Genomic DNA, 19,039 nt, shown 5'->3' on the forward strand with positions numbered 1-19,039 from the left:
CAGTCGCCGAGCGCGAGGCCAACCACTCACCGCGTGCCCGGCACAGCGACGAGGGCCTGGCCGACCAGGCGCTCTTCCTCGCCCATCTCGCCGGGCGGAAGCTCGCGCAGCTGGCGGGGGAGTGAGCCGACGATGAGCACGTTCGCGTATCCGAGTCAGGTGATCAGGGACGCCGAGGTGCCCCTCCTCGAGGCCGGCGTCCCACTCATGGCTCGCGCGGCCGGGGCCCTCGCACGGTATGCCGCGCAGACCCTGCGCTCCGCGCGCGGACAGGTCGCCGGAGCCCGGGTGTGCGTGCTCGCCGGACCCGGCAACAACGCCGGCGACGCGCTCTTCGCCGCCGCCGCTCTGGCCCGCCGCGGGGCCCTCGTCGAGGTCATCACCCTCTTCGACCGCACACATGTCGAGGGACTGACCGCCGCACAGCGTGCGGGTGCCGATGTCCTCGCCGCCGGTGAGGACGCCCACACCGAGGCGCTCACCGCACTCGATCGCGCCGACCTCGTCCTCGACGGCATCCTCGGCACGGGTGGTCGGCGCGGACTGCCGGGCCCCGTCACCGCGCTCATCCGCAACTGGCGGGCCGGCGATCCGACCGGTGCCGTCATCGCCGTCGATGTCCCCTCCGACCTCGACACCTCCGCCGACACAGCGCCCGACACCCGCATCCACGCCGACGCGACGCTCACCTTCGGCGGACTCAAGGCCGACCTCGTCGACCCCCGCGCCGCCGCCTTCACCGGGGCCGTCGATGTCGTCGACATCGGGCTCGATCTCGACCCCGCCGAGGCGGTCGCCGAGGTCCTCGACATCGGTGACCTCATCGCCGAGTTCCCTCGTCCCATCGCCGCCGATCACAAGTACTCCCGGGGGGTCCTCGGCGTCGTCGCGGGGTCCGCGATGTACCCGGGCGCGGGCGTGCTCACCTCGGGTGCGGCGGTGAACACGGCCGCCGGGATGGTCCGCTACCTCGGTGACGGCGAGGTCGGGGACCGGATCCTCGACCGGCACGCCGAGGTGGTCCTCGCCGCCGGTCGCATCGACGCCCTCGTCGTCGGGTCAGGGGATCCCGAGCAGGGGTTCGTCGAGGCCGCGCTCGGCGCGATCGCGGAGACGACGGTGCCGCTCGTCCTCGACGCCGGTGCCCTCGACCTCGTCGGACACGACGAGCCCGATGCGAACCGACCGGTCGTCCTCACCCCGCACGCGGGTGAGCTCTCCCGCCTGCTCAGCCGCCTCCTCGGCGAGATCATCACCTCCCGGCGGGTCGCGGCCGACCCCCTCCACTGGGCGCGGAAGGCCGCGGCGGTGACCGGGCACGTCGTCCTCCTCAAGGGCGCGCAGACGGTCATCGCGTGTCCCGACGGCTTCGCGGTTCTCCCGTCGCCGGGGCCGGCGAGCCTCGCGACGGCCGGGTCCGGCGACGTCCTCACCGGCATCATCGGCACCCTGCTCGCCGCGGCGCAGGCTGGGCGGCGGACCCGTGGCGACGACGGGCCGCTGCCTGCGCGCGCCGCCGCGCACACGGCCGGCCTCGGCGTGCTGCTCCACAATGCGGCCGGGGAGGTGTCGATCAACGCCGAACAGCTCGTCGCCGCCACCGGCACGGTGACGACCGCCCTCGTCCACGGACCCGAGGCCGCGGACGGTATCCTTGTCCAGTGACTTCACGCGAATCCCAGGGCTCTGTCGTCAGAGCTGAGATCGATGCGGCCGCCCTGCGCGCCAACGCCGCCGTCCTCGCTGCGGGAATCGCGCCGGCCAGACTCAAATGCGTCGTCAAGGCCAACGCGTACGGGCACGGCGTCGACATCGTCGCGACCGCCCTCCACGCCGCCGGACACCGCGAATTCTGCGTCGCCACCCTTGATGAGGCGCTGCATCTGCGCGGCCTCCTCGGCCCCGACGCGAACATCATGGCCTGGCTCTACGGTCCCGAATCCGATCTCGACGCCCCCCTGCACGCCGACATCGCTCTCGGCGTGTCCACGCTCGGGGCCCTCGACCGGATCCTCGAGGCGACCGCGCGGACGGGCACGACCGCGCGGATCCACCTCAAGATCGACAGCGGTCTCGGGCGCAACGGGCTGACCCCCGACGATGTCGCCGACGTGCTCGCCACACTCAGGGACTACGCCGCCGTGGACCGCCCCCGCCTCGTCGTCGCCGGAATCATGAGCCACTTCGCAGTCGCCGACGAACCCGACCGTCCCGAAACCGCGCAGCAGCAGCAGGTCTTCGACGCCGTGCGCGACGATCTCGTCGCCGTCCTCGACGCCGCCGGCGGTCGCCTCGGTGAGGCATCTGACCTCGACATCCACATCGCGAACTCCCCGGCCGCGCTCACCCTGCGGCCCGTGCCCGGCACCGCGGCCCGGGTCGGGCTCGCCCTCTACGGGCTCTCTCCGCTCGAGGACCGGTCGGCTCGCGACCTCGGGCTCACCCCGGTCATGCGCCTCGTCTCGGAGGTCGTCAACCTCAAAGACATCCCCGCAGGTCACGGGGCCTCCTACGGACTGACATACACCGCGGAGACCGACACGCGGTTCGCCCTCGTGCCCGGCGGCTACGGCGACGGCCTGCCGCGGTCGGCGTCGAACCGCGCAGCGGTGACGATCCGCGGGCAGCGCTTCCCCGTCATCGGGCGCATCGCGATGGACCAGTTCATCGTCGACGTCGGCGACGCCGAGGTGGCTGTCGGCGACGAGGTCGTCATCTTCGGTCCCGACGGCCCGAGCGCCGACGAATGGGGAGCGTGGGCGGACACGATCAACTACGAGATCGTCACCCGCATCAGCGCCCGCGTCGACCGCCTCGGCGTCGACGTCACCCGTGCCGATGTCGACGTCGACGGCAGCGGCGTCTCCGACAGCGGGACGGACATCGCCGGCGGGCGTGAGGGGGCGGCATGAGAATTCGCGTCACCTCCCTGGAGCGGATGCGCACCCTCGCCGAGGCGGTCGCCGGGCAGCTGCGCGCCGGTGACCTGCTCATCCTCACCGGCAATCTCGGGGCGGGGAAGACGACGTTCACGCAGTCCCTCGGTCGCGGCCTCGGGGTGGCGGGGCGGATCACCTCGCCGACGTTCGTCATCGCCCGGGAGCATCCGTCGACGCACGGCGGGCCGGCGCTCGTCCACGTCGATGCCTACCGCCTCGGAGCCGCCGAGGAGCTCTCCGACCTCGACCTCGACTCGGAGCTCGAGGACTCGGTGACCGTCGTCGAGTGGGGCGAGGGACTGGCCGAGCAGCTGAGTGCCGACTACCTCGATCTCACGATCACCCATGCCGACAGTGCCGCCGGTGCTGGTGCGGACAGTGCTGCGGCGAAGGATGCGTCCGCGGACGACGCCGATTCCGCGGACGGCGGAGTGGGCGACGCCGGTGCGGGCGACACCGAGGCGACCGGCGACTTCGACCTCGACGATCCTGCCGATGACGACTACCTCGTCGACGAGAACCGCACCGTCGACATCGTCGGCCACGGGCCCGGATGGGAGCGCCGCCTCAGCGATCTTGTCACAGTGATCCGCACCGCCGGATTCGACGTCGCCGATGGGCCCGGGGATGTCGCCGGTGCTCCCGGGGACGACGGGCCGGCCCACAGGCGCGACGAATCCACCCGCGGGTCCGGCGACGCCGACCGCGGGGACGACGGGTCGTAAGGAGGAGCACGCATGATCATTCTCGGAATCGACACCTCTCAGGCCGCCTCGGTGGCACTCGTCGACACCGATTCAGGGGAGGTGCTCGCGGCGGAACAGGCCGATGACCAGCGCCGACACGTCGAGTTCATCGGACCGGCACTCGAGCGAGTGCTCGCCCACCCCGCGGCCCCCGACCTCGTCGTCACCGGCACCGGCCCGGGACCGTTCACCGGTCTGCGGGTCGGCATCGCCGCGGGCATCGCGGTCGGTCTCGCGCGCGGCATCCCCGTCCACGGTCTCCATTCGCAGGCGGCGATCGCCGAGGAGTTCCGCCGGCTGACCACACGCCCCGATGCCGACGGCACCGGCACGGACGACACAGATGCGGTCGGCACGGTCGCGGACGGCAGCACCGGCGCCGGTGCCGAGGACGTCGCCGCGTCGGACATTGCCGGCGGTGAGCCGGGACTCGTCCTCATCGCCGGGGACGCGCGCCGCAAGGAGGTCTACGCGAGCGTGTATTCGCCCGCCGCGGATCTCGTCGCCGGCCCCCTCGTCGCGAAGCCCGCCGACCTCGCCGCGGAGCTGGCCGCCCACGGCGTCGATGACGGCGCGATCAGCGAGCGTCTCGGGCGCGGCTTCGCCCTCTACTCCGAGCTCCTCGGCTCCTCGACTCGACCCGACATCGTCGACCCGAGGGCCGAGTACCTCGCCTTCGCCGTCGCCCGTGACCTCGCGGCTGGGCGCGAGCTCGGCGAACCGGTGCCCGAGTACCTCCGCGAACCCGATGCCGCGGCGACGCCTGTGCGTCAGAGCACGCTCAAGTAGCCGCGCCCGTGCAGATCGTCGACCTCCCCTGGTGGGACCTCGCCGAGGTGGCCGAGGCCGATGCGCGCATCTTCGGCCCCACCGCCTGGACCGTCCTGTACTACTGGGCGGTCCGGGCCCAACCGGGCACGGCGATGTTCGCTGCACGTCTCCCGCAGGTCGCGGTCGAGGACGACGAGGAGGAGACCGGCGGGCCCACCGGTCATGAGGCTCCCGGAGCGCTTGCCGGCTGGGTGGTCATGTCGGCGATCGGTGCGGAAGCCGATGTCATGACGATCGCGACCACCGAGGCGGCCCGCGGACGCGGGATCGGCCGCAGTCTCCTCGCCGCCGGGATGGACTGGGCGGCGGGCCAGGGTGCCGAGGTCATCCACCTCGAGGTCGCCGACGGCAACGACGCTGCGCTCGGTCTCTATCGGTCGCTCGGCTTCGAGGAATGGGGCAGGCGCCCCGACTATTACCCGGGCGCCGACGCGATCCTCATGCGCCGCAGCCTGCGCTAGCGAGATCGCCTCGAGCGACAGAACCCGAGGGACTCACGCGACGGGCGCGGGCCGGTCGGTGAGTTCGGAGAGCAGCGCCCCGTTGAGGTCGAAGGCCCGCAGCGTCTCGGCGATGACGGCCTCCTCGTCGCCGCCGGTCGCCGCGACCGCGTCGAGACGACCGCGATAGGCGTCCTTGTACGGCTTCCCCTTGCCGAGTGCGGTGAAGTCCCACATCGTCAGCGCCGCCTCGGGGAGGCCGTAATGCCTGCCCATGAGGGTGCCGATCGCCTGCCCGCCGGAGAGATCGCCGAGGTAGCGGGTGTAATGGTGCGCGATCATCTGCTCGGGGGTGTTGAGGGCGGCCAGATGATCGGCATAGGCCTGCGCACTCGTCGTCACCGCGATCCCGGAGACGTCGATGCCGTCGACGTGGCCGAGAGCGGCGAGGTCGGCGCTGATCCGCGCGGACCGCTCGAGCCTGGGGTCGTGGAACGGGGCGAACACGGGAGAGGCGGCGAAGTCACGGGCCCGAGCCTCGAGGGCTGCGTAGATGACCTCGTACTGCGTGAGCAGCGTCGCGTATGCGACCGCATCGAGCCGGCCCTCCATGAGCTCGACCATGAAGTCCGTGTGCTCGACCTCGTCGTGGATCGTCGCCGTGCTGCCCTTGAGGCGAGCGGAGAACGGGTCGGTCATGGCTGCTCCTCTGATGTCGCCGGGTGGACAGAGTCTATCGCGGCAGGCTCCGTGACCGCTGGGTTCGCACCGCCTCCATCCTCAACCCGACCTGAGGACGGAGAACCGCCTCGGCGAGTAGGGTGGAGGCATGACACGAGTGCAACTGGCAGACACGAATCTCATGGTTCATCCCCTGCAGCTGGGCGGCAATCCGTTCGGGTGGGGCGCTGATCGGGACGAGAGCTTCGCCGTCCTCGATGCCTACGCCGAGGCGGGAGGCAATTTCATCGATACCGCCGATGCCTACTCGGTCTGGGTCGAGGGCAACTCGGGTGGGGAGTCGGAGACGATCATCGGCGAATGGATGGCCGCCCGCGGCAACCGCGACGAGATGGTCATCGCGACGAAGGTCGGCATGCTCCCGAAGCAGAAGGGGCTCGACCCGGTCAACATCCGTGAGGCTCTCGATGCCTCACTGCGTCGGCTCGGCACGGACCGCGTCGACCTCTACTACGCGCACATCGATGATGAGAAGGTCGATCAGGTCGCCGTCGCGGAGACGTTCGACGCGCTCGTCCGCTCGGGCAAGGTCAGCTACCTCGGTGCCTCGAACTTCTCCCTCGACCGGCTGAAGTCGGCGATGAAGATCAGCGAGAAGTACTCGCTCGCGCACTACCGGGTCGTCCAGGACAAGTTCAACCTCGTCTCCCGGGCCGCCGTCGATGCCGACAAGCAGGAGTATCTCCGCAGCCGCGGCATCGCCGAACTGCCCTACCACTCGCTGGCCTCGGGCTTCCTCACCGGCAAGCACACCGGCGGTGATGCCACCGGAAGTGTGCGCGGTGAGCGGGTCGGAGACCTCCTCGATGACCAGAACGCCCTCCGGGCCCTCGAAGTCCTCCACGACGTCGCCGCCTCCCACGATGCGTCGATGACCGCGACGGCGATCGCCTGGCAGCTCAGCCATGATTTCATCCCCTCGACGATCGCCTCGGCGCGGGTGCCCGAGCAGCTCACCGAGCTCCTCGCCGGGACCGAGCTCACCCTCACCGATGCCGAGATCGGGCAGCTCAACGACGCGTGGGCCGAGGCATGATCGCGCCGGCTCCGCGCCTTGTGACCTGGGAGAACGGCACCGACCTCGTCATCGAGCTGCCGCTGACGGTGACGCCGGCGGCGGCGTGGGCACGCCTGACCGACGGGGAGCGCGCCGGTGACTGGTTCGCCCCCTTCACCGTCGACGGCGACTCCGTGTCCTTCGATCTCGGCGTCTCCGAACTCGGGCAGACCGAACTCGTCGGGGAGATCCTCAGCTGCGAGGACGAGGAGCACGTCCTCGTCGAGTTCGTCGAATTCGGCGTCCTCGGCATCCAGCTGCTGCCCGTCGCGGTCGATGCCGCTGCCGCATCCGCTGACCCGTCGCTGGGTCCGGAGGCGGCGACCGTGGCTGCCGCGGATGAGACCGACAGCACCGTCCTCGTGTTCACCCAGTCGGCCACCGACGCCGAGGCGGCCCGCCACAAGGCCGCCGACTTCGGTCCGATGTGGGACACGCACCTGCGGATGTTCGCCCGCAGCCTCGGCGTCGACGCTCCCGAAGCCGACGACGACGATCTGCTGCGCACCTACGCCGACCTCGAACTCGAGGTCGATGACGCCGTCGAGGACGACCTCGGCGATCCGGATCTCGACGATCTTGGGACCGCTGAACCGGAGGACGCCCGCGTCGGCGAGCCGCACAGCGGTACGGAGAGCCGATGAGCGACCCCCTCGTCCTCGGCATCGAATCCTCGTGCGACGAGACCGGGGTGGGCATCGTGCGCGGGCGCTCGCTGCTGACGAACACGGTGTCGTCGTCGATGGACGACCACGTCCGGTTCGGCGGTGTCGTCCCTGAGGTCGCCTCCCGCGCACACGTCCAGGCGATCGGCCCCGCGATCGTCGCCGCCTGCGATGAGGCCGGGGTCGCCCTCGGCGATCTCGACGCGATCGCGGTGACCGCAGGACCCGGACTGTCCGGGGCGCTCATGGTCGGTGTGGGCGCCGCCAAGGGGCTGGCCACGGCGCTGGGGCTGCCGCTCTACGGCGTCAACCATCTCGCCGCCCACGTCGCCGTCGACCTCGTCGCCGACGACATCGACGGTCTGCAGACGCCGACGATCGCCCTGCTCGTCTCGGGTGGGCACACGGAGATCCTCCGCATCGGCGACATCGTCGACGACATCGAGCTCCTCGGCGCGACGATCGACGATGCCGCGGGTGAGGCGTTCGACAAGACCGCACGACTGCTCGGGCTCAGCTACCCCGGCGGCCCGAACATCTCGAAGGCCGCGCTCGGTCTCCTCGACGGCACGGGTGTCCCCGGTGACCGCACAGCGGTGCGGTTCCCGCGCGGGCTCGCGAAGAAGGACGATCTGCGCGACCCCGAGCGTCGGTTCAACTTCTCCTTCTCCGGGCTCAAGACTGCTGCCCTGCGTGAGGTGACGAAGGCTGAGGCACTCGGCAGCGACCTGAGGGTGGCCGACATCGCCGCCGGGTTCGAAGACGCCGTCGTCGACGTCCTCGTGACGAAGACCCTACTCGCCGCCTCTGACACGGGCATCGACCACGTCGTCCTCGGGGGAGGGGTGGCGGCGAACGCGCACCTGCGCGAGGTGCTGGCCGCCCGCTGCGCCGAGGCGGGTGTGACCCTGCGGGTGCCGCCGCTCAGCCTCTGCACCGACAACGGGGCGATGGTCGCCGCCCTCGGTGCGGAACTCGTCTCCCGCGGTGCCGCCCCGAGCGATCTCGGCCTCGCCGCGGTCTCGTCGCTGGATGTCGATGATGTCCTCGTCTGACGAGGCCCCGGAGGCCGCCCGGTCCGAGAGCCTGCCCGACTCCCTGCCGCCTCGGCGCTCGGGTGACGGGTGGACCGTCGGCTCCGACGGACAGAAGCACTGGGGTCTCAACGGCGCGGCCGGACTCATGCTCATCGACCCCGACCGCGGAGTGCTCATGCAGCACCGGGCGCTGTGGTCGGTGGCCGGCGGCACGTGGGGATTCCCCGGCGGGGCCCGCGATATGGGGGAATCGGCGATCGATGCCGCGATCCGCGAATCCCACGAGGAGGCGGGCGTTCCCGACCCCGACGGCAACGACTTCACGATCGTCGACTGCCATGTCCTCAACCTCGGCACATGGTCGTACACGACGGTCATCGCGAAGACCCTGCGACACCTCGAGCCGGTGATCAACGACCCCGAGAGCATCGAACTGCGCTGGGTGCCGCTCGACGAACTCCGCGACCTCGACCTCCACCCGGGAGTGGAGGCGAGCCTGCCGGAACTCGAAGAGCTCCTCGCCCCGCACCTCTAGGCAGCCGCGCGCCTCACTCGTACGACGTGCGCAGATCCCGGATGAGCGAGCGGGTCACCTCGGTGAGCGATCCGGTCGTGTGGAACACGTCCTGCAGGCGCTGGTAAGGCACCCCGCGCTCCATGAGATCGCTGATCGAGGCGAGCTCGCGGGCGCACCCGAGCCTCTCGGCCACCGGAGCCAGTCGGACGAGCTCGTCGGCGATGCACTCGGTGACGAGCCGCTCATCGGCTTGCGCGTTCTCGATGATGATCGCGTCCATCCCGTACCGCGCAGCCCGCCACTTGTTCTCGTCGTGGAACCAGTCGGGCATCGTCGGCAGGGTCTCACCGGCGTCGAGGCGGGCGGAGAAGTCGTCGATGAGGCACTGGATGAACGCGGTGACCGCGGTGATCTCCTCGAGCGTCGGCAGTCCGTCGCACACCCGCACCTCGACGGTGCCCCAGTTCGGTGCGGGCCGGATGTCCCAGCGGATCTCGTTGAGATGGTCGATGATGCCGGTCGTGAGCATGTCGTCGACGTACTTCTCATACGCCGCCCACGAATCGAACTGGAACGGCAGTCCGGCCGTCGGCAGCTGCTGGAACATCATCGCCCGATTCGACGCGTACCCGGTGTCCGTCCCGCCCCAGAACGGGGAGGAGGCACTGAGCGCCTGCAGGTGGGGGACGTAGGCGAGGAGCGCGTTGATGATCGGCAGGACCTTGTCGCGCGAATCGACGCCGACGTGGACGTGGACGCCGAAGATCAGCATGTTCCGACCCCACCACTGCGTGCGGTCGACGAGTTCGAGGTACCGGTCCTTCGCCCGCACCTCCTGCGTCTGCCACTGGGCGAAGGGGTGGGTGCCCGCCGACATCAGCTCGATGCCGCGATCCTCCGTCAGCGTCCGCAGTGCGCCCATCGACGTCGCGAGGTCCTCGGCGACACCGGACACCGTCGTCTGCACATCGGTGACGAGCTCGATCGTGTTCGTCAGCATCTCGCCGACGATCCGCTTCTCGAAAGCGGGTGCGCGGTCGGCGACGTCGGCCAGCAGGCTCTCCGCTGCTGGGGTGAGATCGAGGCTCTCCCCGTCGAGGAGAGCGAGTTCCCATTCGACACCGAGGGTGGAACGGGGTGAACGTGCGAAATCGACCATGGATCGATCATAGTGGCGTGCGTCCCTGACTCGAGACGCCGTCTTGCCCACACGGACATGAGATCGGTCTCCCACCCGCAGGCCGAGCGTGCGCACCGGGTTCAGGCGCGCCCACTAGCATGGGAGCATGCCAACACGTCTCACCCTCACGGCACTGACCGCGGCGCTCACCCTCGTCCTCGCCGGCTGTTCCGGCGGCAGCGCGGGGGAGTCGGATGCCACGACGGATCCCTCGAGCGGCGAGGCGGGGGCAGGCTCGGCCGCGCCCACGAGTGCACCGTCGAGCGCGCCCCCGGCACAGCCTGCGGACTTCGCCGACGAGGCCGCCGAGATCGTCGACTCCTTCTCCGACGAGCAGCTTGCCGGGTCCCTCATCATCGGCACCTGGGCCGGAGCCGGCTCCCAGGGTGCGGTCGACATGGTCAGGCAGAACAGCCTCGGCGGAGTCATCGTCATGGCCGACAACCTCACGGAGGCCCCCACGGCCGACGAGGTGAGCGCGCTGACGAAGGACATCGCCGGCGCCCGGACCACGGGCCAGCCGGTGTCGATCGGCGTCGATCAGGAAGGCGGCCCGGTCTCGCGCCTGAGCACTGCGGCCCTGCCGTTCCCGCCGCTCATGGCGCTCGCCGCCACCGGGGACGGGCAGCTGACGACGACGGCGACGACGGTGCAGGCGCGGAACCTCACCGACCTCGGCTTCACGATCGACTTCGCTCCCGACTCCGATGTCACCGTCGGACCCGAGGATGTCGCGATCAACGTGCGGTCGGCCGGCAGCGACCCGAAGGCCGTCGCCGAGGTGGTCGCCCAGGCCGTCGACGGCTACACAGCCGGCGGGGTCGCGAGCTCCGCGAAGCACTTCCCCGGCCACGGCCGCCTCACCGTCGACTCGCACGAGAGCCTGCCGGTGTCGGAGAAGTCGATCGACGAGCTCGAGAGCACGGATCTGCTGCCGTTCAAGTCCGCGGTCGAGGCCGGGGTGCCGCTCGTGATGATGGGCCACATCGGCCTGCCGGACGCGAAGACGACCCCGGCGAGCCTCAACCCGGACGCCTATGCGGCGATGCGCGACAAGCTCGGCTTCGACGGGGTCGCGATCACCGATGCGCTCAACATGGAGGCCGTGCCCCAGAACGAGAACGGCGGGGAGACCGTGACCGCGCTCAAGGCCGGCGCCGATCTCGCGCTCATGCCCCCGGACGCCGCGGCCGCGCAGAAGGCGATCGTCGCGGCGATGAAGGACGGGACGCTGACGAAGGACGACCTCGTCGAGAAGTCCCGTCGGGTCGTCGCGATGCAGCTCGCCACCGCGGAGGCGCAGAAGGGCGCGGCCGAGTCCGACGCCGGCACCGGCGCCGAGGATCCCGATGCCGTGCTCACCGAGGTCGCCGAGAAGTCGCTGACCGTGCTCAAGGGCGACTGCGAGTTCACTGGCACGGAGTCGATCTCGATCGTCGGCGGCAGCGAGACGGAGAAGGCCGCCCTGGGCAAGGCGGCCGAGTCCGCGGGTCTGACCGTCGGGACCGGGGGAACGACGGTGAGCCTGAGTCCGAAGACCGCCGCCGAGGTGGCCGTGGGCACCGCTGCTCCGTGGACGATGCGCAGCACCCCGGCGAAGACCGCGGTCACTGCCTACGATTCCAACCCGTATGCGCTCGAGGCGGTCGCGAAGTGGCTCAAGGGCGACCTCACCGCGACAGGATCGCTGCCGGTCGAGTACGACGGCAGCGACGCGGCACCGTCGTGCAGTGGGTGAGTCAGTCGAGCTGCTTGCCGTACGCGGCGGCGATGTCGTCGAGGACGGTGTTCAGTGCGAGGTAGCCCTGGCCGCGCATCCACGCCTCGAAGTCGACGGTGTGGACGTTGCCGGCCTCGACGGCGGGGATGCTCTGCCAGATCGGTGAGTCCGCGACCTCATCGACGACCCCTTCCTCCGTGCTGTAGACGAAGATGTGGTCGCCGAGGCTGCCCGGCAGCAGCTCAAGGCTCGTCTCGACGTAGCCGCCGTCGCCGACGCTCGCGCCCTCGGCCGGCGGGGCGAACGTGAGTCCGGCGTCGGTCATCGCGACTCCGGCGTTCGTCTCCTCCATCATCACGCGCACCTCGTCAGGCCGCAGGCGCACCTGCGAGACCGGCTTGGCCGCTTCGGGATCATCGGCGAGCCGCGCCTTGAGGTCAGCGGCGCGCGACTCGTAGGCCTTGGCCGCCTCGTCCATCTCCGCGGTGCGGTCGAGTGCGGCTCCGACCTGCGCGGCGAGTCCCTTGGGATCCTGCTCGCCGACGACGACCGGCACCGTCGGAGCGATGTCGGAGTACTCGTCGAACAGCGTGTCGTCGAGGCCGGCACCGCTCGAGGCGTTCATGAGGATGAGGTCGGGTTCGAGCGCGGCCACGGACTCGAGGTCGATCTCCTCGTCGGAGTCGCCGATGCGCGTGACCGAGTCGTCGTCGAGACCGACGTAGTCGGGCAGTCCCGCGAACGACATCGGCGAGCCGACGGGCGTGACCCCGGCGGCGACGCTCGAATCCAGCAGCGCCGTCGACGTCACGACGACCCGTTCGTAGTCGGTCGGGGCCTCGAAGGTGCCGAGCTCGGTCTCCACGGAGTAGGTGTTCGCCGAGGCGGCCCCCGCCGTCTCCGTGTCGGAGCCGCACCCGCTGAGGACGCTGACCGTGAGCACTGCGGCCGACAGCGCGAGGCTGCCGCGCACGGCCGTGCGTCGACCCGATGGTGTCGGGCGACGGCGGGCGCTGTCGGGACGGAAGCCGGTGGGAAGGGAGCCGGATGGCAGGGTCTCGGGCACGGAGCAGTCCTCTTTCGCTCTCAGGGAATCGGCGTGCATGATTAGCCTAGCCTAAGGAGTGGGGCGGACGGCCCTGCGCATCAATGAATGAGACTCATCCCGCGCCCCTCGCCCTGCGCCCCTCACCTCGCGCCCCTCACCCCGCACCGCGGATTGTGCGGACGGTCCATGGCGGGAAGGGGGCCCGGCACCGCCATGACCGCGGCGCAGAACCACCGCAAAATCATCGCATCCGGGGGTCCTCGGTCGGATCGGCGTACTGGTGCGGGCAGCCGTCGGTCGGCGCTGCCGGCCGGAGTTCGTAGTGCCACGCCTCGTTGCCGTAGATCTGGCACAGCCCGAAGTCGGCACCGTGCTGCGCGAGCCAGCTCGAGGCGTCCATCGGGCCGATGTCGACGGCGTCTCCGGACACGTGGGGCGAGGTCTCGGGGGTGGCGACCCACCGTGCGGCTTCGGCCTTCGACCCGTAGTTGGAGACCGCGTCGTCGAGCAGTCCAGCCTGGTAGGCCGCCGATCGCCACCCGCTGTTGACGGTGAACGTCACGCCGTCGAGGCGCGCGGACTCGGCGGCCGCGGTCACCGCTGCGCGCAGATCGGCGTCGAGCCCGGCGATGCCCGGCAGCTCGGTGTCGGTGATGCGGGCGTCGTCGGGCAGGGCGCCGTTGTCGGTGTCGCGGACGTCGGCGTCGATCGACGCCCCGACGCCCGGCTCGCCGGTCTGCGAAACCGCGCAGCCGGCGAGCGCGGCGACGAGCAGGACGGCGAGTCCGATTCCCACGGCGACCACGCCGAGACCGCGCTGGACGGCACCGAGGCGCCTCTGGGTGAAACCGACCCGGCATGCACCGGCCGGCTCGCGCCGGATCGTCGACCGAGGCCCCGCCTCGGTGTGGTGGAGTGGGTCCTGGTGGTCGATCGCGCCGAGGCGGTCGGTGGACGGCTGGGCGGATGCTGCGGTTCTCGTGGTCATGCCCTCAGTCAACGCAGTCGGCTGTTGCCGGAGCGTATGCGGAAATCGATACGTTCGCGATACATCCGGGCCGATACGCTGATCCCTATGCGCGTACTGATCGTCGAGGACGAACCCGAGATGGCCGCGGCCGTCCGCAGCGGACTCCGCCTGGAGGCCATCGCCGCCGACATCGCCGGGGACGGTGACCAGGCACTCGAGATGCTCGCGGTCAACGACTACGACATCGCCGTGCTCGACCGTGACATCCCCGGACCTTCCGGCGACGAGGTGGCCCGCCAGATCGTCGCCACCGGCTCCGGCATGCCGATCCTCATGCTCACTGCCGCCGACCGCCTCGACGACAAGACGACGGGGTTCGCCCTCGGCGCCGACGACTACCTGACGAAGCCCTTCGAGCTCGCCGAACTCGTCCTGCGGCTGCGCTCCCTCGACCGGCGCCGGTCCCAGCACCGGGCGCCGGTGCTCGAGGTCGCCGGCCTCAGCCTCGACCCGTTCCGCCGGGAGATCTACCGTGACGGCCGGTATGTCGCGCTCACCCGCAAGCAGTTCGCGGTGCTCGAGGTGCTCATGCGCGCCGACGGGGGAGTCGTCAGCGCCGAGGAGCTGCTCGAGAAGGCCTGGGACGAGAACGCCGACCCCTTCACCAATGCCGTGCGGATCACGGTTTCGGCCCTGCGCAAGCGCCTCGGCGAGCCCTGGCTCATCGCGACGGTGCCCGGTGTCGGCTATCGCATCGCGAACCCGGGCGCCGAGGCGGCCGGCCGTGGCTGAGCCGCGACCCCGCGGGCTGAGCGTCCGGTGGCAGCTGACGCTCAGCTACGCCGGGTTCCTCCTCGTCGCCGGCATCCTCCTGCTCGCCGTCGTCTGGATCTTCCTCCTGCGCTATGTCCCCAACGTGCCGATCAGCGCTCCCGACGGCTTCGTCCCCAATCGCTCCGATCTGCAGCGGGCGTTCTTCCCCGCCGCGGCGGCGACCCTGGGGTTCCTCCTCGTCGTCGGGCTCGCCGGCGGATGGTTCCTCGCCGGCCGGATGCTCACCCCGCTGGCAAGGATCACCCGCGCGGCCCGGGCCGTGTCTGCCGGCGAGTTCTCCCATCGCATCCGGATGAGCGGGCGCCAGGACGAGATCCGGGAGCTCGCCGACGTCTTCGATGCGATGCTCACCCGGGTCGAGGCTCACGTCGCCGAACAGCAGCGCTTCGCCGCGAACGCCTCCCACGAGCTGCGGACCCCGCTGGCCATCACGCAGGCGGTCCTCGATGTCGCACAGCGCGAGCCCGACCGTGAGCACAGCGCCGATCTCGCTCAGCTGCGCGCGGTCAACGACCGTGCGATCGCACTCACCGAGGCGCTCCTCCTGCTCAGCCGCGCCGGCAATGAGATCCGCGACGTCGAGCCGGTCGACCTCTCCCTCCTCGCCGAGGATACCGTGGAGACCCTGCTGCCGTTCGCCGAATCGCGGGGGATCGACGTCGAGTTCGACACCCAGCCGGCGACCGTGCTGGGGTCGGCGGTGCTGCTGTCCCAGGTGGTGACGAACCTCGTCCACAACGCCATCGTCCACAACCTTCCGGCCGGCGGCAGCCTGCGCGTGCGCACCGGCCGGGATCCGGCACCGAGCGGCACCGGCCCGTGGGCGTGGGTGAGCGTCGAGAACACCGGACCCGTCATCAGCCCCGACCTCGCGGCCACCCTCACCGAACCGTTCCATCGCGGCGGCCGACGCACCCGTGACAGCAGCCACGCGGGAGTCGGCCTCGGCCTCGCGATCGTCGCGCGCATCGTCGCCACCCACCGCGGCCGTCTCACCCTCACCCCGCTGGAAGGCGGCGGCCTCCGCGTCGCCGTCGGTCTGCCCGCAGCCCGCCAGCCGCTTCAGGGGCGGCCCGCAGATTCTGCGGACGATTCATGGCGGAATTGAGGCCCCGCACCGCCGTGACCGCGGCGCACAATCGCCGCGACCGCGGCGCACAATCGCCGTGACCGCGGCCCGGATCCTCAGCTGCCGGTGGCGATCCCGCGGCCCGGGTCGGAGGACCAGCCCGACCAGCTCGCCGAGTAGAGGCTGGAGCCGACCCCGAGGGTCGCGAGCACCATCGCGTTGTGGCACGCGGTGACCCCGGACCCGCAGTAGACGGCGACCGACTCCTCGAGGGCGCCGAGGTCGCCGAAGCGCTCGCGGAGGTCGACCTCGGAGAGGACGTAGCCGTCGGCGGTGTTCTCCGTCGCCGGAGCATTCCTCGCTCCGGGAATGTGGCCGGCGACCGCGTCGAGGGGTTCGGTCTCCCCGCGGAAGCGCTCGGGGGCGCGGGCGTCGAGGAGCACACCGTCCCACGACTCGGCGGTGTCGGCGTCGATGACGGGCATCGACCCGGGCGTGATGACGACGGTGGAGGGGTCGACGGCCGTGGCCTTACCGAATTCGAGGTCGCCGCCGGCGGAGACCCAGGCGTCGATCCCACCGTCGAGGACACGGGCCTTCAACCCCGCCCAGCGCAGCAGCCACCAGGCTCGCGCCGCGCCGAGTCCGGCGTTGTCGTCGTAGACGACGACCTCGGTCTCCGGGGTGATGCCCCAGGCCCGGACCGTGGTCTGGAACTGCTCGGGACTCGGCAGGGGGTGGCGGCCGGCGCGCGGATCGGTCTGACTGTGATCGGCGAGGTCGGTGTCGAGGTCGACGTAGAGCGCGTGCGGCAGATGACCGCGCGTGAAGTCGTCCCGGCCATCGGGTTTGAGCTGGGTCCAGCGGACGTCGAGCAGCCTCGGCGGGGTCCTGCCCAGCGTCTGGGTGAGGAGCTCTTGAGCGGTGATGAGGACATCGGTTCGGGTCATCGGATCTCCTTGGCTCGGGTCGATCTCCTGCGATCGCCTCCACGCTCGACTCTACGTCCCCTCAGGACTCCGGGGCAGTCCCGGATTCCGTGACCGGCTGGGTGAGGAGGACGACGTGCTTGTCGCCGAGGCGGGTGAAGACGAGGGTGGCGCGCTCGCCCTTCGGCAGCTTGAGCTGGCGTCGCACCTGGTCGGGGACGATGTCTGCGCCGCGCTTCTTGATGACGACGGAGCCGATGCCGCGGGCGATGAGCTCCTTGCGCAGGCTCGGGATCTTCGCCGGGAGGACATCGACGATCTTGTACGCGGTGACCCCGGCCGCGGCCGGTCCGACCGGTGCGACATCGGTCGTGAGGTAGGCGATCGACGGGTTGAGACGGCGCGCCTGCAGGGGGCCGGTGAGCGCTCTGACGAGTCCCGCGCGGACGATCGCGCCGTCGGGTTCGAGGAGATACTCGCCGAGGCGGCCGATGCCGTCCTCGTCGGTCGCCGGCACATCGTCCTCGTGGACGAGGAGGGTGCGCTCGCCCATGACGAGCGCGCTGCGCCCGGGGCGCTGCCGGGCCGCCCCGAAGTAGAGGCAGACCTCGACGACGTCGCCGTCGTGGGAGACCCACTGGGCCTCCGCGCCGGCGGGAATGAGGTCATGGTCGAGGGCCGGGCCGAGCTTGACCCCGGCCGCATGGGCCTCCGCGGCACGGTCGACGACCCAGGTCAGGGACGGTGAGAACTCGTCGGGATCGGCGATGCGCGCGGTCGCCCCGCGGGCATTCGCCCGGCCGACGCGGCGGCGAGCCGGATCGAACCACAGGGCGTCGACGTCGTCGACCTCAGCGTCCTCGGCCAGCCCGTGAGCGACCTCGGCCCCGGGCAGGTGCCGGAGGTTGAAGGCGGCGATCGCGGCGGTGACCTCGTCGGCGTCGACGGCGCGGACCTCGGCGCCGAGGCCGGCGAAGGCGAACGCGTCGACGCCGATCCCGCAGCCGAGGTCGGCGATGCGGACGGGGGAGTCGGAGCCGTCAGCCCGTCCGGCGGCGAGCAGCCGCTGCGCGTGGTGGGCGGCGACGGGCAGGCGGGTGGCCTGGGCGAGGCCGTCGCGGGTGAAGAGCATCTCCGCGGCATAGGGGCCGAGTTTGCCGACTGCCTCCGTGCGCAGCTGCGCCTGCGTGAGCAGGGCCGCGGTCACCTCGGCGGAGAATCCCTCCTTGCGCAGCGCCGCGGAGCGGGCGAGGTCGCCTGTGGGCAGATCGTCGATCCGATCGAGACGGTCGAGGACGGAGACGTCGAGGAGTTCGGCCAGAGTCGTGCGATCCATGGGGGCCAGCCTAACGTTCCCGGGTCACCGGCAGGTCACGGGGGATCACGGGCGCCGTCACGGCGAGCATCCCCGAGACCGTGAGGTAGGTTGTTGGGTGTGACGTTACTGACCGCACGCGACATCCGCGACATCGCCGCTGACATCGGTCTGCGCCCGACGAAGCAGAAGGGCCAGAACTTCGTCATCGACCCCAACACCGTGCGCTCGATCGTCGCCGCCGCCGACCTCGCCGAGGCGCAGAACGTCGTCGAGATCGGTCCCGGACTCGGGTCGCTCACCCTCGGCCTGCTCGAAGCCGGCCATGCCGTCACCGCCGTCGAGATCGACGAGGCGCTCGCCGCCCGACTGCCCGCGACGATCGCGGAGTTCGCCCCGGAAGCCGTCGACCGGTTCCACCTCGTCGGCGCCGATGCGCTCAAGGTCACCGAGCTGCCGCAGCGCCCCGACGCGCTCGTGGCGAACCTGCCCTACAACGTCGCCGTGCCCGTCCTCCTCCATTTCCTCGAGATCTTCCCGAGCCTGAGGACCGTTCTCGTCATGGTCCAGCTCGAGGTCGCCGAGCGCCTCGCCGCCGGACCGGGCTCCCGGACGTACGGTGTGCCGAGCGTCAAGGCCCAGTGGTACGGCGAGGTCGGTCTGGCCGGGAGGATCGGCAAGAACGTCTTCTGGCCGGCCCCGAACATCGACTCGGGACTCGTCCGCATCGACGTCACCCGCACCGAGAGGGATCCCGCCGCGCGCACGCGTCTCTTCTCCCTCGTCGACGCCGCATTCGCGCAGCGCCGCAAGACCCTGCGCGCGGCCCTGGCGACGTGGGCCGGCAGCCCGGCCCGCGCCGAAGAGGTCCTCCGCGCCGCCGACATCGACCCCCGTACCCGGGGTGAGGCGCTCGGCGTCGCCGACTTCGAACGCCTCGCCGCCGCCGCTCCCGAGGACGGTCGCTCCGCATGACCGAGCAGCTGCCCCCGCGCCCCGGC

Annotated in this window: 18 protein-coding genes and 1 pseudogene; 13 read left to right on the plus strand and 6 right to left on the minus strand. The window is 71.0% G+C overall.

All coding sequences use genetic code 11. The features are described from left to right. The first annotated feature begins 132 nt into the window (after positions 1 to 132). From FFS20_RS15570 to FFS20_RS15590, 5 genes and pseudogenes are all read left to right on the plus strand, one after another. A complete protein-coding gene (locus FFS20_RS15570) occupies positions 133 to 1,665 on the plus strand; it encodes a bifunctional ADP-dependent NAD(P)H-hydrate dehydratase/NAD(P)H-hydrate epimerase (RefSeq protein ID WP_137826727.1) in 1,533 nt (510 codons plus the stop codon). Continuing rightward, the gene (gene alr, locus FFS20_RS15575; RefSeq protein WP_137826728.1) at positions 1,662 to 2,912 is read left to right on the plus strand and encodes an alanine racemase; all 1,251 of its coding nucleotides are present in this window, start codon (positions 1,662 to 1,664) and stop codon (positions 2,910 to 2,912) included. Before FFS20_RS15570 ends, alr begins: the two co-directional genes overlap by 4 nt. Continuing rightward, positions 2,909 to 3,280 (plus strand): annotated as a pseudogene (gene tsaE / locus FFS20_RS18385) (tRNA (adenosine(37)-N6)-threonylcarbamoyltransferase complex ATPase subunit type 1 TsaE); the annotation flags it as partial. The gene alr and the pseudogene tsaE, both read left to right, overlap by 4 nt. 396 nt (positions 3,281 to 3,676) lie before the next feature. Further along, a complete protein-coding gene (gene tsaB / locus FFS20_RS15585) occupies positions 3,677 to 4,474 on the plus strand; it encodes a tRNA (adenosine(37)-N6)-threonylcarbamoyltransferase complex dimerization subunit type 1 TsaB (RefSeq protein WP_137826730.1) in 798 nt (265 codons plus the stop codon). Between the two features lie 8 nt (positions 4,475 to 4,482). Continuing rightward, the gene (locus FFS20_RS15590) at positions 4,483 to 4,977 is read left to right on the plus strand and encodes a GNAT family N-acetyltransferase (RefSeq protein ID WP_137826731.1); all 495 of its coding nucleotides are present in this window, start codon (positions 4,483 to 4,485) and stop codon (positions 4,975 to 4,977) included. A gap of 33 nt (positions 4,978 to 5,010) precedes the next feature. Here the strand turns inward: FFS20_RS15590 and FFS20_RS15595 are convergent, their stop codons facing one another. Next, positions 5,011 to 5,655 (minus strand): biliverdin-producing heme oxygenase, encoded by a 645-nt coding sequence (locus FFS20_RS15595; protein WP_137826732.1) that lies wholly within the window; start codon positions 5,653 to 5,655, stop codon positions 5,011 to 5,013. Between the two features lie 130 nt (positions 5,656 to 5,785). On the opposite strand from FFS20_RS15595, the gene FFS20_RS15600 reads away from it, so the two are divergent. The 4 genes from FFS20_RS15600 to FFS20_RS15615 are packed head-to-tail and all read left to right on the plus strand — an operon-like array spanning position 5,786 to position 8,991. Next, positions 5,786 to 6,733 (plus strand): aldo/keto reductase, encoded by a 948-nt coding sequence (locus FFS20_RS15600; RefSeq protein ID WP_249356894.1) that lies wholly within the window; start codon positions 5,786 to 5,788, stop codon positions 6,731 to 6,733. Further along, on the plus strand, positions 6,730 to 7,398 hold the full coding sequence (locus FFS20_RS15605) for a hypothetical protein (RefSeq protein WP_137826733.1): 669 nt from the start codon (positions 6,730 to 6,732) through the stop codon (positions 7,396 to 7,398). Before FFS20_RS15600 ends, FFS20_RS15605 begins: the two co-directional genes overlap by 4 nt. Continuing rightward, a complete protein-coding gene (gene tsaD / locus FFS20_RS15610; protein ID WP_137826734.1) occupies positions 7,395 to 8,474 on the plus strand; it encodes a tRNA (adenosine(37)-N6)-threonylcarbamoyltransferase complex transferase subunit TsaD in 1,080 nt (359 codons plus the stop codon). Before FFS20_RS15605 ends, tsaD begins: the two co-directional genes overlap by 4 nt. After that, complete coding sequence (locus FFS20_RS15615) at positions 8,461 to 8,991, plus strand: NUDIX hydrolase (protein ID WP_137826735.1); 531 nt, start codon at positions 8,461 to 8,463, stop codon at positions 8,989 to 8,991. Before tsaD ends, FFS20_RS15615 begins: the two co-directional genes overlap by 14 nt. A gap of 13 nt (positions 8,992 to 9,004) precedes the next feature. Here FFS20_RS15615 and FFS20_RS15620 read toward each other — a convergent pair whose 3' ends face one another. Next, positions 9,005 to 10,132, minus strand: a complete 1,128-nt coding sequence (locus tag FFS20_RS15620; RefSeq protein WP_137826736.1) for a glutamate--cysteine ligase — start codon at positions 10,130 to 10,132, stop codon at positions 9,005 to 9,007. 127 nt (positions 10,133 to 10,259) lie between these two features. On the opposite strand from FFS20_RS15620, the gene FFS20_RS15625 reads away from it, so the two are divergent. Then, entirely contained in the window at positions 10,260 to 11,891 is a 1,632-nt protein-coding gene (locus FFS20_RS15625; RefSeq protein ID WP_137826737.1) for a glycoside hydrolase family 3 N-terminal domain-containing protein, read from the plus strand. 1 nt (position 11,892) lies between these two features. On the opposite strand, the gene FFS20_RS15630 is transcribed toward FFS20_RS15625, so the two are convergent. Together FFS20_RS15630 and FFS20_RS15635 are read right to left on the minus strand one after the other, a co-directional pair. Beyond that, entirely contained in the window at positions 11,893 to 12,939 is a 1,047-nt protein-coding gene (locus FFS20_RS15630; RefSeq protein ID WP_181365610.1) for an iron-siderophore ABC transporter substrate-binding protein, read from the minus strand. A 223-nt stretch (positions 12,940 to 13,162) separates the two neighbouring features. Further along, on the minus strand, positions 13,163 to 13,909 hold the full coding sequence (locus FFS20_RS15635; protein WP_137826739.1) for a M15 family metallopeptidase: 747 nt from the start codon (positions 13,907 to 13,909) through the stop codon (positions 13,163 to 13,165). A gap of 87 nt (positions 13,910 to 13,996) precedes the next feature. On the opposite strand from FFS20_RS15635, the gene FFS20_RS15640 reads away from it, so the two are divergent. Then, complete coding sequence (locus FFS20_RS15640) at positions 13,997 to 14,683, plus strand: response regulator transcription factor (protein ID WP_137826740.1); 687 nt, start codon at positions 13,997 to 13,999, stop codon at positions 14,681 to 14,683. After that, entirely contained in the window at positions 14,676 to 15,833 is a 1,158-nt protein-coding gene (locus FFS20_RS15645) for a HAMP domain-containing sensor histidine kinase (RefSeq protein ID WP_212743360.1), read from the plus strand. Before FFS20_RS15640 ends, FFS20_RS15645 begins: the two co-directional genes overlap by 8 nt. A gap of 77 nt (positions 15,834 to 15,910) precedes the next feature. Here FFS20_RS15645 and FFS20_RS15650 read toward each other — a convergent pair whose 3' ends face one another. Then, positions 15,911 to 16,744: a sulfurtransferase gene (locus tag FFS20_RS15650; RefSeq protein WP_137826741.1), complete on the minus strand. Its 834-nt coding sequence runs from the start codon at positions 16,742 to 16,744 to the stop codon at positions 15,911 to 15,913. A gap of 61 nt (positions 16,745 to 16,805) precedes the next feature. Then, positions 16,806 to 18,059 carry a class I SAM-dependent methyltransferase gene (locus FFS20_RS15655; RefSeq protein ID WP_137826742.1) on the minus strand — a complete coding sequence of 418 codons (1,254 nt, stop codon included), beginning with the start codon at positions 18,057 to 18,059 and terminating at the stop codon, positions 16,806 to 16,808. A 99-nt stretch (positions 18,060 to 18,158) separates the two neighbouring features. On the opposite strand from FFS20_RS15655, the gene rsmA reads away from it, so the two are divergent. Then, complete coding sequence (gene rsmA, locus FFS20_RS15660) at positions 18,159 to 19,013, plus strand: 16S rRNA (adenine(1518)-N(6)/adenine(1519)-N(6))-dimethyltransferase RsmA (protein WP_137826743.1); 855 nt, start codon at positions 18,159 to 18,161, stop codon at positions 19,011 to 19,013. The last annotated feature ends 26 nt before the right edge of the window (positions 19,014 to 19,039 follow it).

The organism is Brevibacterium sp. 2SA, assembly GCF_005502845.1.
GTDB lineage: Bacteria > Actinomycetota > Actinomycetes > Actinomycetales > Brevibacteriaceae > Brevibacterium.

Excerpts from the sequence above, each read along its gene's own strand:
- FFS20_RS15625 (WP_137826737.1), top strand. The coding sequence starts at position 10,260 with ATGCCAACACGTCTCACCCTCACGGCACTGACCGCGGCGCTCACCCTC.
- FFS20_RS15595 (WP_137826732.1), bottom strand. The coding sequence starts at position 5,655 with ATGACCGACCCGTTCTCCGCTCGCCTCAAGGGCAGCACGGCGACGATC.
- FFS20_RS15640 (WP_137826740.1), top strand. The coding sequence starts at position 13,997 with ATGCGCGTACTGATCGTCGAGGACGAACCCGAGATGGCCGCGGCCGTC.
- FFS20_RS15600 (WP_249356894.1), top strand. The coding sequence starts at position 5,786 with ATGACACGAGTGCAACTGGCAGACACGAATCTCATGGTTCATCCCCTG.
- FFS20_RS15570 (WP_137826727.1), top strand. The coding sequence starts at position 133 with ATGAGCACGTTCGCGTATCCGAGTCAGGTGATCAGGGACGCCGAGGTG.
- tsaD (WP_137826734.1), top strand. The coding sequence starts at position 7,395 with ATGAGCGACCCCCTCGTCCTCGGCATCGAATCCTCGTGCGACGAGACC.
- FFS20_RS15605 (WP_137826733.1), top strand. The coding sequence starts at position 6,730 with ATGATCGCGCCGGCTCCGCGCCTTGTGACCTGGGAGAACGGCACCGAC.
- FFS20_RS15615 (WP_137826735.1), top strand. The coding sequence starts at position 8,461 with ATGTCCTCGTCTGACGAGGCCCCGGAGGCCGCCCGGTCCGAGAGCCTG.
- FFS20_RS15620 (WP_137826736.1), bottom strand. The coding sequence starts at position 10,132 with ATGGTCGATTTCGCACGTTCACCCCGTTCCACCCTCGGTGTCGAATGG.
- FFS20_RS15635 (WP_137826739.1), bottom strand. The coding sequence starts at position 13,909 with ATGACCACGAGAACCGCAGCATCCGCCCAGCCGTCCACCGACCGCCTC.
- FFS20_RS15650 (WP_137826741.1), bottom strand. The coding sequence starts at position 16,744 with ATGACCCGAACCGATGTCCTCATCACCGCTCAAGAGCTCCTCACCCAG.
- tsaB (WP_137826730.1), top strand. The coding sequence starts at position 3,677 with ATGATCATTCTCGGAATCGACACCTCTCAGGCCGCCTCGGTGGCACTC.
- FFS20_RS15655 (WP_137826742.1), bottom strand. The coding sequence starts at position 18,059 with ATGGATCGCACGACTCTGGCCGAACTCCTCGACGTCTCCGTCCTCGAC.